We start from the raw sequence: 15,260 nt of genomic DNA on the forward strand, positions 1-15,260 counted from the left end.
ACCGCGCTGGATCCTTTGGGTCCAGGCCTAAAATCCCTCCGGCATAGGCGCGTGCCCGAACAAGGACTGAAGCGCCTGAGCAACCGCAAGCGTTTTCGCATCTTGACCTTCAGAGCCGATGACCTGCAGAGACAATGGTAAGCCCTCCTTACTGACGCCGGTGTAGACTGCGGTTGCAGGCAGCCGCGCGAAATTGGCCCAGGCGGTAAAATCGGCCTGATTGGCAGGCGCCGTCTCATCGAAGGAAAAAGCTGTCTGCGGCGCGGTTGGCGCGATGACAAAATCGACCTTCTTGAACAGGCCCGAAGCAGCATCGTGGATTTCGGCAATCAGATCATAGGCCGCCTTGCACTTATCTTGAGGTTGGCGCGCGCCCCATTCAAGCAGTCCGCGAAAAGCATCGCTGAACCCTGCGGGGTTGCTTGCTAGCCGCGCCGCGTGAATCTCGGCACCTTCAACCTCGGAAATCAGCAGGCCCGCGCGGCGGGCCTTGCCATAATCGTAGACGGGCGGTGACACGGGGACCAATGTCGCGCCGCTCAACTCGAGTTTCGCGATGGCCGCTTGAAACCCATTCGCGACGGCGGTTTCAAGCCCGACCGCACCATTTCCGTCCCAGACCCCTATGCGCAATGCTTTCAAATCAACCGGGTTGCTTGTCATCACCTTCCCACTCATCGCTTCGAGCAATGCAACCAGGTCGCCAACGTGTCTGGCATGCGGACCGACATGGTCGAGCGTGTGTGATAGCGCCAGAACGCCGCTATTTGAAACGACGCCGGTCGTCGGCTTATGACCGTAGACCCCGCAATAGGCCGACGGAATACGCACCGAACCCATCGTGTCGGACCCGAGCGCGGCATCACAGAGCCCTGCTGCAACCGCTGCGCCTGACCCACCTGACGAGCCACCCGGCGTAAAACCGTGTCGCCATGGATTTTGCGTGCGCCCGAAGGCCGGATTGTCCGTCGTCGCACCCAGCGCACCCTCATGCATATTAAGGCTGCCGAGGATGACCGCACCGGCACGTTTCAACCGCGCAACCACGTCGGAATCTTCAGCCGCAATCACATCGCGATACGCCGCGATCCCGGCATGATGTGGCAGGCCCGCCACGGCAATATTTGCCTTTACGCCTATACACCAGCCATCGATCGCCGACAGGCGCCCGCCGCGTGTGATCCGGACCTGACTTGCTCGCGCCTCGGCTTCGGCCTGCGTGAGACGCAGATTTAGAAACGCGCCAAGCTTCGCATCGTGACGCTCAATTCGTTCGGCATAGTGCGCGAACCGCTGCACAGGCATCATGCGAAGCGCTCGTCGATCAAGCGGATCGGCTTTTGACGTTGTTCGGTCTGTGTCAGATCCGCCAACGCGCCTGGCCCGCTCAATTCAATTCCGCAATCGATGCCTATCTTCTGCTTGAGCAGCGCCTTGTACTTGGCAACTTCGCCTGCGCCGGTATCGCCATTCACTTCCGCGCAGACGATAAAATCATCACGGCCGGACCCATCGCGCACCGCCTTGCAAATGAACTCTCCTGCGAACGAATCGATTTCTTCAAGCAATGGACCCATCGCTTGCGGGAAGATGTTGATGCCGCGGATCTTGACCATATTGTCTGACCGACCAAGGAAGCCTTCAATGCGCTTGAAATTAATGCCAATCGAAGAGGTGTCGGTTCGAAACCTTGTGACATCATGGGTGTTAAACCGGATGATCGGGTAGATATCGTCCTTGAACAGACAGGTACAAACCATGTCACCTTCCTGACCATCCGCAACCGGCTTGCCATCTTCGATGCCGCACACTTCAAGATACTGAGCATCATCCATCACGTAGAGACCATCCCGGTCTGGACCTTCGCCCGCAATACAGCCCGTATCCCCTACGCCATACCAATCGAAACAATCGACCCCGCCCCAACTGTCAGACAGGGCCTGCTTGTCTTCGCGGCCAAGATGGCCCGAAATCATGCGGATTTTCAGATCTTTGACCGGGTCAATTCCCTGCTCGATCGCGACACGCGCCAGTTTTTTGATATAGTCAGCGAAGCCGACAATGACGGTGGCGCCAAAATCACGCATCAGTTCGACCTGCCGCGCCGACCGTGTCTCGATACCTGTGCCCGCCGACATGAAGATCGCACTCGACCAGTGCGTCACGGCTTCGCGCACATAGTGGCCACCATTGATCATGCCGTGACCGTAGACAGAGTGCACAACGTCATCTGGCCGGAGTCCCTGAAAGCGATACAGCCGACCGAGCAGCAGGTTCTGCGCCTCGCGTGATTTTGCGCCAAACAGCAGGACCTGCGGCGTGCCGGTCGTGCCGGACGTGGTGTGCATGATAATCGGCGGACGACCACCTTTCATACTGTCGATTCCGCCGAAATCCCCGAACGGAGGCTTCAGCGCAATTGAGGCCATGATGTCTTGCTTGTCGAACATCGGCAAAGAAGGCAGCGTTTCGAGACCTTTGATGTCGCCAGGCTTCACGCCTGCGTCGCCCCACAGGCGCTGGTAGAAGGGAATCTGCCAGGCGCGTGCAACGCACCGTGCGAATAGCTTTTCCTGGTGAGCGCGGATCTCGTCTTTGCTCTTTTTTGCAAACGTCACGAATGCATCGCCGATGGGGTGGTCTTTCTGAAGCTGAGCCCAGTCAACCGTGTTGAAATATGTGTTGTGATCTTGGGTCATGTAGGGTTCGTCTCCATTCCGGCAGCGAGGCGCGCGAGGATTGCCGCATCGTCCAATGTTTCGAGAGTTTCAGTCAGGGTAATAAGTTTGTTTTCGAGTGATGTGCGGGGTGCGCCAAAACCGAACGCCGCGCAGTCACGAAACTTGGAAACATTCTGCGCGGGACTCAGCGGCTCTGCAGGTGACCCAAACAATCGATCAATCCGCGCCTCGACCTTCGTACCGTCAACCAGCGTGGCAATCGCGATCTGTGGCACAAATGCGGCCGGATCTTTCGTTCCGTCATCGATCACACGGATCTTCCGGCCAAGCGCCAGTGTGCTGTCATCACGCAGCGCCCCTTCGCCAAAACTGCCAAGTCCGACGCTTTCCTGTCGCAATGCGACCGCTCCGGCATACTGGAAACAGAGCCTGGCATAATTAGCTGTCATGTCTGTGGTGATCGAGCGACCGACGAGGCGGTGAATTAACGGCGGCGCGGTCAACGTGATGGTCTTCACATTGGCGGCGGTGACACCGAGCGCTGACAGTTTCTGCATCAGGACGATGCCGCCCTGACACGCGCGGCCTGTTGGAAACGGCTTGTGGCTGACTTCTGCGATGCGCCAGACCGAACCGAGGCTGGCAATAACTGGCGCAAGATCATAATCCGTTTCAAACAACGCAAAATATCCGTACGGGCCTTCAAGGCTGTCATGGGGTCCAGTCATTCCAGCCTCGGCAAGGTCACAGGCTAGAATCGCGCCGCGTGCAGCCGCGGCGATCTGTACCGGCAGTGCAGGTTTGCCTTCGACATGCGCCTGCATGGTTCCCGAGCAGAAAGAGAGCGCATACCCCAACGCGTCCTTGGTCTGTTCTTCGGTAAATCTGCGGAGGCGCGCGATACCCAGTGTTGCACCGAACAAGCCGGCATTGGCTGGGCGAAAGAACCGTATCGGGCTGGAGACTGCAACGCCCATCCCTGCAGCCAGATCGACGGCCACGACGAGCGCCATGGCGAGGTCTTGCCCGCTGACTTTGCCCTCATATCCTTCGATGTCTGCCATCAGGGCGGCGAGTATCGTCGCGAGCGGATGGACCACTGCTTTTTCGTGAACGCAGTCAAACTCCTGACAGTGGATTTGAAACCCATTGATAAAGGCGGCACTCGCCGGTGTGGTCGCAAAACTCCCCTCGCCCCAAACATGCGCAGCCCGGCCCGGCACGCCGGATCCAGTCCATTTTTGCGTGACCTGCCGGATCGGCTGTGTCAGCGGCGCGGCGGCGCCCGCAATTCCCACACCAAGGGAGTCCAGAAGGAAAGTGCGCACGGCGGCGCGCGCAGACTGCGGCAGATCCGCGTAGTGTGCGCCGAGCCCGTGGGCAACAAAGGCCGATACAGCATCGCTCACAGGGCGATCTCCCTCAAGTATCCGATAAGCGTGCCCGTATCGGACCCGGCGGCCTTCAACACAGAGGAAATCTGCTCGGAGCTTGCGCCGCCAACTTCCATGAGCGCTTCGGCCTTGGCGACAAGATCATCTTCACTGATCGGATGCTCCGGATCGCCCCAGGCATCCTCGACCAGGACCGGATCATCCGCATCGATCTGAACAGAAGAGCCGAAATGTGCCGGATAGGCTGCAGTATATCTGGCACCTTCAGATACCTCGATCTTGCTCCGCAAATTCGCGAGTACCGGATCATCAATTGCTTCGCTCGAAAAATCACTCAGCCCCGGCGCCCCGCGCGCGATCACCACGGCCACGGCATGCTGCAATGAAAACTTCGCTTCAATCACGGTTTTAGGATTGGGTTTGTCGCAGAACTTGATCGCATCGGCATAGGTCTGAACGCGGACTTTTTGAATCGACGAAAGATCGACACCGCCAGCCGCCTCGAGCGCGGCGTCAATGGCAGCATGCGCATGGCGGCAAGCTGGCCAAAATTTGAAACTCACCTGATGGATGAGCCAGTTTGGTCCATAATCTGCGAGCACGTTTTCAGGATCAGCGCCGGGACACATAGCGGCGAAGAATCCCTGCTGGCCTTCGAGAAGGGACAAGGGTCCGGCAAACCCGTTCGCGGCGAGGCGCGCTGATTCAACGCCGGCGCGCGCGGCGTTAGCGGTGTGTAATTGCTTACCCATGCTGCCCGGTTCGTGCCGGGTCTGCCAGAGACCGGCTGACTGACTGAGCGCCAATGCGAGCGCGTGGGCGACCTGTTTTTCCGGCAGCTTCAACAACGATGCGCACGCCGCTGCCGCGCCAATCGCGCCGCAGGTTCCAGTTGAGTGCCAAATCGCGTAGTGACCTGCACCTGTCGCCCGACCGAGTCGGATCGTCGCCTCATATCCGCGTACGACGGCATCCAGAATATCAGCATCTTCCGCCCCTCCCGACAGAGCGAGTACGGCTGGAATGATGCTTGGCCCAGGATGAAGGATGGCGCGTTTGTCGACATCGTCCATTTCCAGAATATTGCCCAGCCCGCCCCAGAGAAACGCTGTAGCAGCAGAACCAGCTTCGCTGGTGTCGTGCAGGATGCGACCGGCCGGCTCGCGCGCGCCGGCGATGGCGCAACCGGCCCAATCAAGCACGTGCAGGCGGGCGCGTTTACGATCAGCGTTACGCACTGGAAGCGCAAGGCGCGCCGCCAATGCCTGAATCAAAGTTTGCGTCTTCATTTGTCCGGACATATGGTGGGTTTAACACGCAAGCAACGGTGATTGAAAGCCGCAATCAGTCATAAAGGGAGCGTTTTTTTGCCGCCACTTTCTCCAATCCAAGCCCTGACGCAATTGCGGCAGCGCCATCCCGGACCGGCGCGCCTATATGTCGCTGGTTGCAGCGGCGAGCCAATCGCGATCGCTGATGCCTTTCGCACCGTTCCAGATCTCGCAAAAGATGTGACGTTTTTGGGCATATGGATACCCGGAGTGAATCGCACGGACTGGGCGAGCCTTCATGAGACCGCACGCGCTGAAAGCATCTTCCTCTCACCTGACCTGCGCCCCAGCTTCGAATCCCGCAAGACCGCGTTCATACCCTTGACCTACACGCAGGCTTGGCCATGGCTGGAGACGACGCCGCTTGATGCTGCAATTGTAATGGTTTCACCGCCGGGTCCAGACGGAAAGGTCAGCCTCGGTGTTTCGGCTGATTTTTCGGGCGCGCCGCTTTCGAGATCGGATGTCACGGCCGTTGCATTGATCAATCCGGCCATGCCAAGCCCGCCAGACAGTCCGCGCATTGACCTGTCGAGATTCCAGATCGTTGCCGAGGCCCATACGCCGCTGATCGAGGTTGCGCCGACCGACTTGCCGGACACGTTCAAACAGATAGCAGTCAATATCGCTGGCCTCGTGAACAATCGTGACACATTGCAATTTGGTATCGGAAATGTGCAACAAGCTGTGCTCGAACAACTTGGTAGTCATCGCAATCTGTCGATCCATGCGGGGATGATTTCCGATGCCATCCTGCCGCTTTTGGAAAACGACGTGATCAACCGCATCACCACCGGTGTCGCGATCGGAACCCGGCCGCTTTATCAGCAAGTTGCCCACGACGGTCGTATCGCTTTTCGCCCCGTTTCGCTCACGCACGCGATCTCGACCCTATGTGCTATACCCCAACTCAAGGCGATCAATTCAATTCTCGAAGTCGACCTGTTCGGGCAGGCAAATGCAGAGTTTATTGGCGCTAAACAGGTTTCCGGCACAGGGGGGCTCGTTGATTTCCTGCGCGGGGCCGCTATTGCCAAAGCCGGCATGGCGATCACCGCGCTGCCCTCGACCGCGCACAAAGGCAGCCTCAGCCGTATCGTCGCACGCCTTCCGGCCGATGCAACCAGCATAGCCCGCGCCGATATGGGCCTGGTTGTTACCGAACATGGGATTGCCGACCTACGCGGAAAATCACTCGATGCGCGCGCCGATGCGCTAATCGCCATTGCGGATCCCGCCTTTCGCGCTAGCTTGTCTGCTGAATGGGACAGGATGAGGAAATCGATGTGAGCAAGCCTGCTTTGCCGCGCTACCGGATACTTGCAAATGCGCTGCGTGCAGAAATCACGTCCGGCCGGTTGAAACCCGGTGATCAGTTAAAGACTGAGCTGGAATTGTGCGAAATACACAACATTTCGCGCCATACCGCACGCGAAGCCATGCGACTTCTCACCGATGACAAGCTGATCGAGCGAAAGCGCGGTTCCGGTACTGTCGTCGCGCAGATTTCAGCCCCTACCTTCGAACAGCCTATCGGAGACTTTGAAGCGATCCTGCAATATGCCCGTAACGCACATTTTGTACTGACCAGTTCGGCTCCCGCTGATCAGGAGGCGCTCGATCGCACCGGTCTAACAGGAAAATACCAACAATACATCGGCTTACGGACGGTCGACGGGAAGCCACCCATTGCGATCACTGCGATCTATATTCCCAAAAAGCTGGCGCCCACCGACGACATCATCCATGGACTCGAAACATCAGTGTCGGAATGGATCGAACAGACCCATGGCGTCGCGGTTGCCCGCGTGGTTCAACGCATGGAAGCTGTCGCACTTGATGCCAGTCAGGCAAAGCGACTTGGAGTCAATACCGGGTTCCCGGCCTTGCGCACGATCCGTCGCTACCGTGACGCAAGCGAACGCATCATTCTCTTGTCTGAAAGCCTTCACCCGGCCGGTAGGTTCGCTTACGAAATGCGGCTCGACCGATCACGTTAGCCAATCCGCGTCTCGTCGCAAAGCGTGCGCCGATATAACTTGCCGTCGCGAAACCAGTGCCAAGTCCGAGCGCGATGCTTGCCGCCGGCCCCCATTGCAATAATCTCGAAAAAGCTCGCGCCGGGCTCATCCTTGCGGTCAAGATTGAGTAAGAGTAAACCGTCTTTTGTTTCCCAGCTTTTGCCATGGAAGGTCGGCGTATCATACCAGAGCGCATCGCCTGATGGCACACCTTCGAACATATCTTCACGAACTCGACCATCTGCCCAGGTGAATGTGATTCCCTGACGATAATAGACTTCGCTACCATCATCAGGGAATGAGCAGATAACGCGGGAGGCATGCTGGTCTTCAATCTGCGCCAGCGCATCGAGATGCGTGTACGTGCCTTCCCACACGCCTTCATGCGCGCGCGTTGCTGGAAACAGATCTTTCGGATAATGGCTCAAATTGCGCCTTTCGCGATGAGCGTCGCAATCGCCTCGACATCAAGCCCTGCCTCAGCCGCAATCTCAGCGCTGTCCTCGCCATAAGTGGGCACGCGCGGCTCAGGCTCGGGAGGCTCATCTCGAAACCGAATTGGCGGGCCAACATGACGATTGCCGCTCGCATCCGTAAACACCATTCCGCGCTCGGCCGTGAACGGATCGTCAAATGTCTCCTTGAGACTACGCGCCCAGCTCCAGCAGCAATCGACCTGCGACAAAAAGCTTTGCCAATATGCCAGAGATTGACCGGCAAATGTCTCTTCGAAGAATGCGCGCAGCGGCGCTTGTTCCGGTCCCGGTGGAACTCTGGCATATTGCAGCAGGTCTGGTCGACCGAGCGCATTGAGGAGGTTGGCTGCAAATTTCGCTTCCGACCCACCAAGAATGAGATGTGCCGCATCTGATGTTTCGTAGAGATTATACATAGCGCTGCCGCCGAAACTGCGCATGTCCTTCGGCGTTGGCGCGCGGTCCTCCGCGAAAGTAGGACCGAGCACATTTGGAGTCCAGGCGATTGCGGCGTCGAACATCGCCAAATCAATATAATCTCCTTTACCCGTCTCGTGGCGGCGGTAAAGCGCCATCAGGATCGCCGACAATGCCATCATGGAGGCCGCAGCGTCCGCAAAAGGAATGCTTGGCAATGAAGGTTTGTTGTCAGTCAGACCACGGTTCAAGTCGACAAGTCCCGCCATCCCCTGCACGGTCAGGTCATGGGCTGGTTTGTGCGCCAAAGAACTCTCCTGCCCAAAGGCAGAGATCGAGCAGTAAACCACGCGTGGATTGATGGCGGAAATGGTTTCATAATCGACCCCAAGTCGCTTCACAACGCCGGGCCGGAACGCCTCAACCATGACGTCCGCGCTCTCCACCAGTCTCAGGAACAATGCTCTTCCATCTTGATCTTTCAAATCCAGTTTTAGGCTGCGCTTGCCACGCGAGACATTGCGCAACCAGACTGAGACGCCGTCAGATGTCTTCTCACCAATCTCGCGGACCGGCTCGCCCAATCCGTTCGCGGGCTCGATCATAATCACATCGGCGCCATGATCGGCCATCATCATCGTCATATGCGGACCCGGCAGGAACGCCGACAGATCTAAGACTTTCAGGCCCTGCAGTTTCATTTCACGAGGTCGCCGGTGTGTTCGCCGAGCTTCGGGGCGCGTGTCTGGGTGGGGCGTTCACCATCGAGACGGAAGGGAGAGGACAGGACGCGAACGCCTTGTTTTGCGTCCGGATGATCGACCCGCTGCGTCATTTCAACATGAGCGACATAGCTGGAGTCGAGCGCGGTCTTGATGTCCAGAACCGGCGCAAAGGGAACGTGGCCGCCAAGACGTTTCATCCAATTGTCCGTCGTGTCCTTAGACATCACCGCGTCAACCGCATCAGTGAGTGCCGCGAGGTGTTCGCGACGGGACGGAATATCCTCGAACCGCTTATCTTTTGCCAGGTGTTCGGCCCCGGCAATGTCACACCAAAGCGTCCAGAACTTTGGTGTCTGACACATCAGCAAACCCCACCCGTCCCTGGTCTTCACAAGCTGCGACGGTGTAATTGTCGGATGGCTGCCGCGGGGAAGTCGCCCAGTGACATGGCCCTGGTTGAGGTACCACGTCGCCGGATACGAAAGCTGATGCAGCGCAGTGTCAAACAGGCAGACATCCACGTCACACCCCTCCCCCGTGCGCTGCGCGCCGAGCACTGCGGCTACAAGACCGAGCGCCATCTGGCTTCCAGTGTGAAAATCGACCATCGACAGGCCAAATCGCACTGGTGGACCATCCGGCTCGCCTGTCATTGACATGAACCCGGCTTCAGCTTGCATCAGATAATCATAACCCGGCCAGTCGGCGCGCTCGGATTTGCGGCCATAAGCAGACAGGTGTGCGCAGACGATTTTCGGGTTGACAGCTTTCAGATCATCATAGGTGAGTTGCAGTTTACCTGGTTGGTCGCCGCGAAGATTGTTGGCAACCGCATCGGCGGATTTGACCAGTTTCTCGAACGCGGAGCGACCATCCACCGATTTCAGATCGAGCGCGACCGACTTCTTGCCAAGGCTGAAGGTTTGAAAAAACTCGCTATCAGCCTTGCCGAGCATGTACGGACCAACCGAACGCGAGATATCGCCGCCGCGCGCCGGGTCTTCGATCTTGATCACTTCTGCGCCGAGATGGGCCAGAAGCATCGTGCCGTAGGGTCCTGCTCCGTACTGTTCGATCGACAGTACGCGCAGACCCGCGAGCGGAAGATTAGGTTTGATTGCCAAGAAAGAAGTCCTCTTCCTGAGTGAAGCTTTGCAGTCGCCGATTTGTCGAGCGCGTCAGACCGGGTTGCGCTTGACCAATTGCTTGGCAATGATGATGCGTTGCATTTCATTGGTGCCTTCGCCGATGCACATCAGCGGCGCATCGCGGTACAGCCGTTCGATTACATACTCTTTTGAATAACCATATCCGCCATGAATACGCATCGCTTCAGTGGCCACTTCGAGCGCAGTTTCAGAGGCGAAATATTTCGCCATGCCAGCTTCCAGGTCGATGCGAGAACCCGTGTCATAGGCGCGAGCGGCGTCTTCCACGAGCAGTTCAGCTGCTCGGGTCTTCGCTGCCATCTCGCCAAGCTTGAGTTGGATGGCCTGATGTTCACAGATCGGCTTGCCCATCGTCTTGCGAGTTTGCGAATAAGCAACTGACTCTCTCAACGCACGGCGGGCGATACCAACCGAACGGGCAGCGATATTGATGCGACCGATCTCAAGACCGCCAGTGGCCATAAAGAAGCCCTCACCTTCCTTGCCCCCAATCAGGCAAAGCTCGGCGTCACACTCATACCCAGTGTAGACCAGCTCACCGCTGTCGATGCCCTTGTAGCCGAGTTTTTCCAGCTTATTGCCATTACTTACACCGGCAAAGTCTTCCCGCGTTTTCGGATTTTTTGTCTGTGTAATGAGGATTGACATACCCTTGTAGCGCGGGGTGACGCTCGTATCGGTCTTGCACAGCAGTGCGACGCAATGCCCTTCAATTGCGTTTGAAATCCAGGTTTTTGCGCCCTCGACCACATATTTGTCGCCCTTGCGGGTGGCTTTGGTAGTAAGTGCCTGAAGATCAGTGCCAGCGTTTGGTTCGGTCAGCGCGAGACCGCCGCGGATCTCCCCAGTCGCGAACTTCGGCAGCCAATATTCTTTTTGCTTTTGAGTCCCAAAGCGTTGGACAATCTGCGCCATCATCAGATGTGAGTTAAAGATACCGGTCAGGCTCATCCACTCTTCGGCGATGCGGATCACGATCTTAGCATACGTGCTGGCTGTCAGCCCAAGGCCGCCAAACTCTTCATCGATCAACGCGCCGAACAGACCCATTTCCTTCATATCCTCCACGAGGGCATGGGGATATTCATTGTCATGCTCCAATTGCATGGCGACCGGCCTGACCTTCTGCTCGATCCATTTGTCGATGGCATCAAGCATGATGACTTCTTGCTCAGCTGCTTCGGCCTTCATATGTGCTGTATCTGGCATTTTCAGTGCTCCTAGTAGAAATCAACCTTGTCTTCGACAGCGTGGCCTTTGGCCGGAATAAGCATGTTACGCTTGAAGGTGCAGATCATCTCGCCGTTTTGATTAAAACCACGCGTCACAATGGTGACGATGCCCTGACCGGGGCGCGATTTGCTCTCGCGTTTGGCGAGCACTTCGCTCTCGCCATAAATCGTGTCGCCGGCAAACACCGGCGCAGTAAACTTCACTTCATCCATACCGAGATTGGCAATCGCCTTCTGGCTCGTATCCGTGACGCTCATGCCGATAAGCAATGCCAGAGTGTAAGGCGACACGACCAAGTTCTTCTTGAATTCGCTCGCCTTGGCGAATTCTGCATCGAAGTGCATCGGATGGGTGTTCAGAGTCAGAAGCGTGAATAGATGATTGTCATATTCTGTGACGGTTTTGCCAGGGCGATGCTCATAGATATCGCCTTCGTGAAAATCCTCGAAATAGCGTCCGAACGTCTCGCGATAGCGGTTCGGACCAATTTCTTTCCAATTCTGAACCATGTCTATTTCTCCTGTTTGCCGGCCTTAGCCAGTGTTCTTTGCGCCGCCAGGATAACCGGGCGATCGACGAGTTTCCCCTTGTGAAGCACGGCGCCGCCACCAGAATCTGCCAGCGATTTGATGATCGCGCGCGCGTCTTCGAATTCGGCTTCGCTCGGCGAGAAGACACCGTTAACCGGATCCACTTGGGAGGGATGAATGCAGGCCCGACCGGAAAATCCCATCAGCTTTGCGCGTCCTGTTGAAACGATCAGACCGGCTTCGTCCTTGACGTCCAGAAACGGCACATCATAGGCAGGCACGCCGGCCGCAGCACAAGCCGCAGCGATGGTGCCGCGTGCCGTCAGCATTGCATCCCAATTCGCAAGGTCTGCGCCAAGGCTCGCCGAAAAATCAGCACCGCCAAACAACACACCGCCATCAGCCTTTCCTGCAACATCGTACGCATTGCCAAGCGCACGACCGCTTTCAATGACCGCCATCAATGGTAGCGACAAGCCAAGCGCTTCGCGGACGATTTCCATGTCAATGCTGGTTTCGGCTTTCGGAACCATGATGAAATCCGGCAACACGCCGCCTGCTGCGAGCGCAGCGATATCGGCGCAACCGTCGGCGGAGCGCGGTGAATTGATGCGCAGGCCCGCAATCGCTCCGGCTTTGCGCGCACCTAACCAGCTGAGGGCCGCAGCACGCGCGGTATCCTTTTGGTCCGGAAGAACAGCATCTTCAAGATCAATAATGATCGTGTCAGCATCGGTACCGACGGCTTTGTCAAACCGTTCCGGGCGTGCGCCCGGAACAAACAGAAGAGATCGAAATATCTGAATCATTGCGCACCCGAATTTGTCCGGACATTTAGCATGGGTCAGACAATGACGTCAACGCGCGGGTCAGGTCTGTCATGGCATTTTCTGCGAGAAAATGAGCGACCGACCATTTTCGATTTGAGATTATTTTCGCGGATCGGATAGGAGCTGATTGAGTTCAATCGTGTGGCCGTCATTGTCAGTCAGCATGGACACCCGCACCACGATATCTCCCTGGGGTGACGGATAGCGGCGCTCATGAGGCTGTTCGAATGCGGTGACGCCGGGCACGGCGGCAGCTCGGCTGAACGTTGAGTCAAGGTTCTTTGAATTAAACAAGAGGACGATTTGGCCAGGGGTAAAATCCGCTTTGTGCGGTGAGGCCTTGTCGGCTGCAGTCTGGTCGAGGAACTGCCAAAGCCCGAGCATACCAATAAAGTCATTGTTCGCTTTGAGCAGCACCAGTCGGGACCGATTCTGGCCGTCGTCGCCCGCACGATCTGACAACCCCGGCGAGGTCAGCTCTTGATCATAGGCGACTGTCATGCCGAGTGCATCGCGGTAAAGCGCCAATGATTTGTCAATATCACGCACCACCAAGGTCGTTCGGCGCAAATCGATCGGATTGGCGGCTGACAGTTGTACTTCAGGCGACCGAGCGGTCGGCGTGGCGCATGCTGATAGCGCCAGCACTGCCAGGGCTGAAAGAATGAAATGTTTCAATAAAAATCTCCTTCGTGTGCTATTGCCGCGCGCTTTCAAGCGGGTGGCTTCACGTGCTCGGCGAAATAGGCAGCGATGTCTTCGCGCGTTGCCACCCAGATATCCTTGTGTGAACCGAGCAAGTTCAGGAAATCGGAAAAGGCGGCGATTCGTCCCGGACGACCGATGATGCGCAGGTGCAGACCGAGCGACATCATGCGCGCACCCTCTGTCTGCGACTCCTCGAGTAGCCAAAGGAACGTACGGCGCGCGTAGTCGAACCACATGTCGGGCGTGAAAGCGGGGGCCAGCCAAAACTTCATGTCATTGGAATCGATGGCGTAAGGCATGATCACCATTGGCTTGGTGCTGCCGTCTCTCATGTCGACCTTGTCCCAATATGGAAAATCGTTCGAATAGTCGTCCATATGATAAGAATAGCCCTGCTCGACCAGCAGGCGACGGGTGCTGTCGGTGTGCAGGTAACGCGACAGCCAGCCGCTAGGGCGGCGCCCGCAGGTCGCCTCAATGCTGGCAGTGCCGCGCGCGATGAACTCTCGCTCCTGAGCCTCGTCCATGAAAGCAGAGAAAAGCCATTTATATCCATGATTGCAGGGTTCGTCGCCGCGCGCGACAATGGCCTTTGCCAGCCAAGGTGCCTTCTCTAGCGCTTGTCCGCAGACCGTCCAGGTGGCAGGCATGCCCGCCGCGTCCAAAAGCTTGAGGACGCGCGGAGCGCCGCGATTGATGCCGTACTGGTAATTGGTCTCGTTGCCATGCACACGGATTGGCTTGCCTGGAACAGCTCCGAGCTCGTCGACCGGTTCCGGTCTCTTATCTCCTTCGTCGATCCGGCGCTCGGCACCCTCCTCGACATTGACAACGATCGACACAGCAAGCTTTGCGCCGCCCGGCCAGGTGAAGTTCTTGGGTGCAGGTTCATTCAGGCTCAATGTGGCTCCTCCCCGCCCGAGACGTTCAGGCTCTCAGCTGTGATATAGGCGGCCTCGTCAGAGCACAGCCAGGCGACGGCGTTGGCGGTGTCTTCCGGAAGGCCCGGGCGGCCCATCGGAATGCGCGCCGCCATCGCTTTGAGATAAACCTCAACGGAATCGGCGCCGGTGACTTTCGCAAAATACTCGTTCTGCCAGGCACCGAGTCCGGTCGTGACATGGTTGGGGCATACATTGTTGACGGTAATGCCTTGGCTGCCAAGCTCTATGGCAGCCGACCGTGCCAGCCCCACCAGCCCGTGCTTGGACGAAGTATAAGCCTGCGCGTGCGGAAAGCCGGACTTGGCCGCCTGCGAAGCAATATTGATGATACGTCCGCCCTTGCCCTGCTTCACCATTGTCTCAGCCGCCGCCTTCACCCCGAAGAAGGAGCCCGTGAGATTGACATCGATAACAGCGCGCCAGTCATCTTCCGTCACCTCTAGCAGCGGCTTCATGATATAGCCGATCCCCGCATTGTTTACCCAGATATCGAGACTACCATGCGTATCGGTCGCATGCTTCGCCAGCGCCCGGACATCATCGAGACTGCGAACATCGCATACACAGGTCGATGATTTGACGTCGACCGAGCGCATATCCTGTGCAATCGTCTCCATTTCATCGGAACTGCCGATATGGTCAGCACCAGTCGCCTTGTCACGCGGCGCGCCGACATCAGAAATCACGATATTGGCACCGTCTGCAGCCAGCCGTTTCGCAATTGCCTCGCCAAGCCCGCCACGCCGCCCTGAACCAGTAATGACTGCCGTTTTGCCTTGAAACCGTTTCGTCATATCTTGC

Annotated in this window: 15 protein-coding genes; 2 read left to right on the forward strand and 13 right to left on the reverse strand. The window is 57.4% G+C overall.

All coding sequences use genetic code 11. From position 1 onward, the window contains the following. Positions 1–27 precede the first annotated feature (27 nt). Genes R3C98_RS16275 through R3C98_RS16290 form a run of 4 tightly spaced genes read right to left on the reverse strand, consistent with a single transcriptional unit; the run spans position 28 to position 5,364 of the window. A complete protein-coding gene (locus R3C98_RS16275) occupies positions 28–1,308 on the reverse strand; it encodes an amidase (RefSeq protein WP_371315119.1) in 1,281 nt (426 codons plus the stop codon). Next, positions 1,305–2,699, reverse strand: coding sequence for a phenylacetate--CoA ligase family protein (locus tag R3C98_RS16280; protein WP_371315120.1), 1,395 nt, complete (start codon positions 2,697–2,699; stop codon positions 1,305–1,307). Before R3C98_RS16280 ends, R3C98_RS16275 begins: the two co-directional genes overlap by 4 nt. Then, positions 2,696–4,090, reverse strand: a complete 1,395-nt coding sequence (locus tag R3C98_RS16285; RefSeq protein WP_371315121.1) for an MmgE/PrpD family protein — start codon at positions 4,088–4,090, stop codon at positions 2,696–2,698. The genes R3C98_RS16280 and R3C98_RS16285 overlap by 4 nt, the downstream gene beginning before the upstream one ends. Next, positions 4,087–5,364, reverse strand: coding sequence for an MmgE/PrpD family protein (locus tag R3C98_RS16290; protein WP_371315122.1), 1,278 nt, complete (start codon positions 5,362–5,364; stop codon positions 4,087–4,089). The genes R3C98_RS16285 and R3C98_RS16290 overlap by 4 nt, the downstream gene beginning before the upstream one ends. A 42-nt stretch (positions 5,365–5,406) precedes the next feature. On the opposite strand from R3C98_RS16290, the gene R3C98_RS16295 reads away from it, so the two are divergent. Both R3C98_RS16295 and R3C98_RS16300 read left to right on the forward strand, forming a co-directional pair. After that, positions 5,407–6,696 (forward strand): acetyl-CoA hydrolase/transferase family protein, encoded by a 1,290-nt coding sequence (locus tag R3C98_RS16295; RefSeq protein ID WP_371315123.1) that lies wholly within the window; start codon positions 5,407–5,409, stop codon positions 6,694–6,696. Continuing rightward, a complete protein-coding gene (locus R3C98_RS16300) occupies positions 6,693–7,406 on the forward strand; it encodes a GntR family transcriptional regulator (RefSeq protein ID WP_371315124.1) in 714 nt (237 codons plus the stop codon). Before R3C98_RS16295 ends, R3C98_RS16300 begins: the two co-directional genes overlap by 4 nt. On the opposite strand, the gene R3C98_RS16305 is transcribed toward R3C98_RS16300, so the two are convergent. The 9 genes from R3C98_RS16305 to R3C98_RS16345 all read right to left on the reverse strand — a co-directional run bounded on the left by R3C98_RS16305 (position 7,403) and on the right by R3C98_RS16345 (position 15,253). After that, positions 7,403–7,855 (reverse strand): hypothetical protein, encoded by a 453-nt coding sequence (locus R3C98_RS16305; protein WP_371315125.1) that lies wholly within the window; start codon positions 7,853–7,855, stop codon positions 7,403–7,405. The two genes, R3C98_RS16300 and R3C98_RS16305, sit on opposite strands and share 4 nt — an antisense overlap. Beyond that, on the reverse strand, positions 7,852–9,021 hold the full coding sequence (locus R3C98_RS16310; RefSeq protein WP_371315126.1) for a CaiB/BaiF CoA transferase family protein: 1,170 nt from the start codon (positions 9,019–9,021) through the stop codon (positions 7,852–7,854). The genes R3C98_RS16305 and R3C98_RS16310 overlap by 4 nt, the downstream gene beginning before the upstream one ends. Then, positions 9,018–10,169, reverse strand: coding sequence for a CaiB/BaiF CoA transferase family protein (locus R3C98_RS16315; protein WP_371315127.1), 1,152 nt, complete (start codon positions 10,167–10,169; stop codon positions 9,018–9,020). The genes R3C98_RS16310 and R3C98_RS16315 overlap by 4 nt, the downstream gene beginning before the upstream one ends. A gap of 54 nt (positions 10,170–10,223) precedes the next feature. After that, complete coding sequence (locus R3C98_RS16320; protein ID WP_371315128.1) at positions 10,224–11,423, reverse strand: acyl-CoA dehydrogenase family protein; 1,200 nt, start codon at positions 11,421–11,423, stop codon at positions 10,224–10,226. 11 nt (positions 11,424–11,434) lie between these two features. Beyond that, positions 11,435–11,956, reverse strand: coding sequence for a MaoC family dehydratase (locus tag R3C98_RS16325; protein ID WP_371315129.1), 522 nt, complete (start codon positions 11,954–11,956; stop codon positions 11,435–11,437). Between the two features lie 2 nt (positions 11,957–11,958). Continuing rightward, complete coding sequence (locus R3C98_RS16330) at positions 11,959–12,786, reverse strand: CoA ester lyase (RefSeq protein ID WP_371315130.1); 828 nt, start codon at positions 12,784–12,786, stop codon at positions 11,959–11,961. A 120-nt stretch (positions 12,787–12,906) separates the two neighbouring features. After that, positions 12,907–13,485: a VOC family protein gene (locus R3C98_RS16335; RefSeq protein WP_371315131.1), complete on the reverse strand. Its 579-nt coding sequence runs from the start codon at positions 13,483–13,485 to the stop codon at positions 12,907–12,909. A gap of 35 nt (positions 13,486–13,520) precedes the next feature. Next, positions 13,521–14,417 carry a polysaccharide deacetylase family protein gene (locus R3C98_RS16340; protein WP_371315132.1) on the reverse strand — a complete coding sequence of 299 codons (897 nt, stop codon included), beginning with the start codon at positions 14,415–14,417 and terminating at the stop codon, positions 13,521–13,523. Continuing rightward, positions 14,414–15,253, reverse strand: coding sequence for an SDR family NAD(P)-dependent oxidoreductase (locus R3C98_RS16345; RefSeq protein WP_371315133.1), 840 nt, complete (start codon positions 15,251–15,253; stop codon positions 14,414–14,416). The genes R3C98_RS16340 and R3C98_RS16345 overlap by 4 nt, the downstream gene beginning before the upstream one ends. Positions 15,254–15,260: the final 7 nt, after the last annotated feature.

This window comes from Hyphomonas sp., assembly GCF_041398465.1.
Classification (GTDB): Bacteria; Pseudomonadota; Alphaproteobacteria; order Caulobacterales; family Hyphomonadaceae; genus Hyphomonas.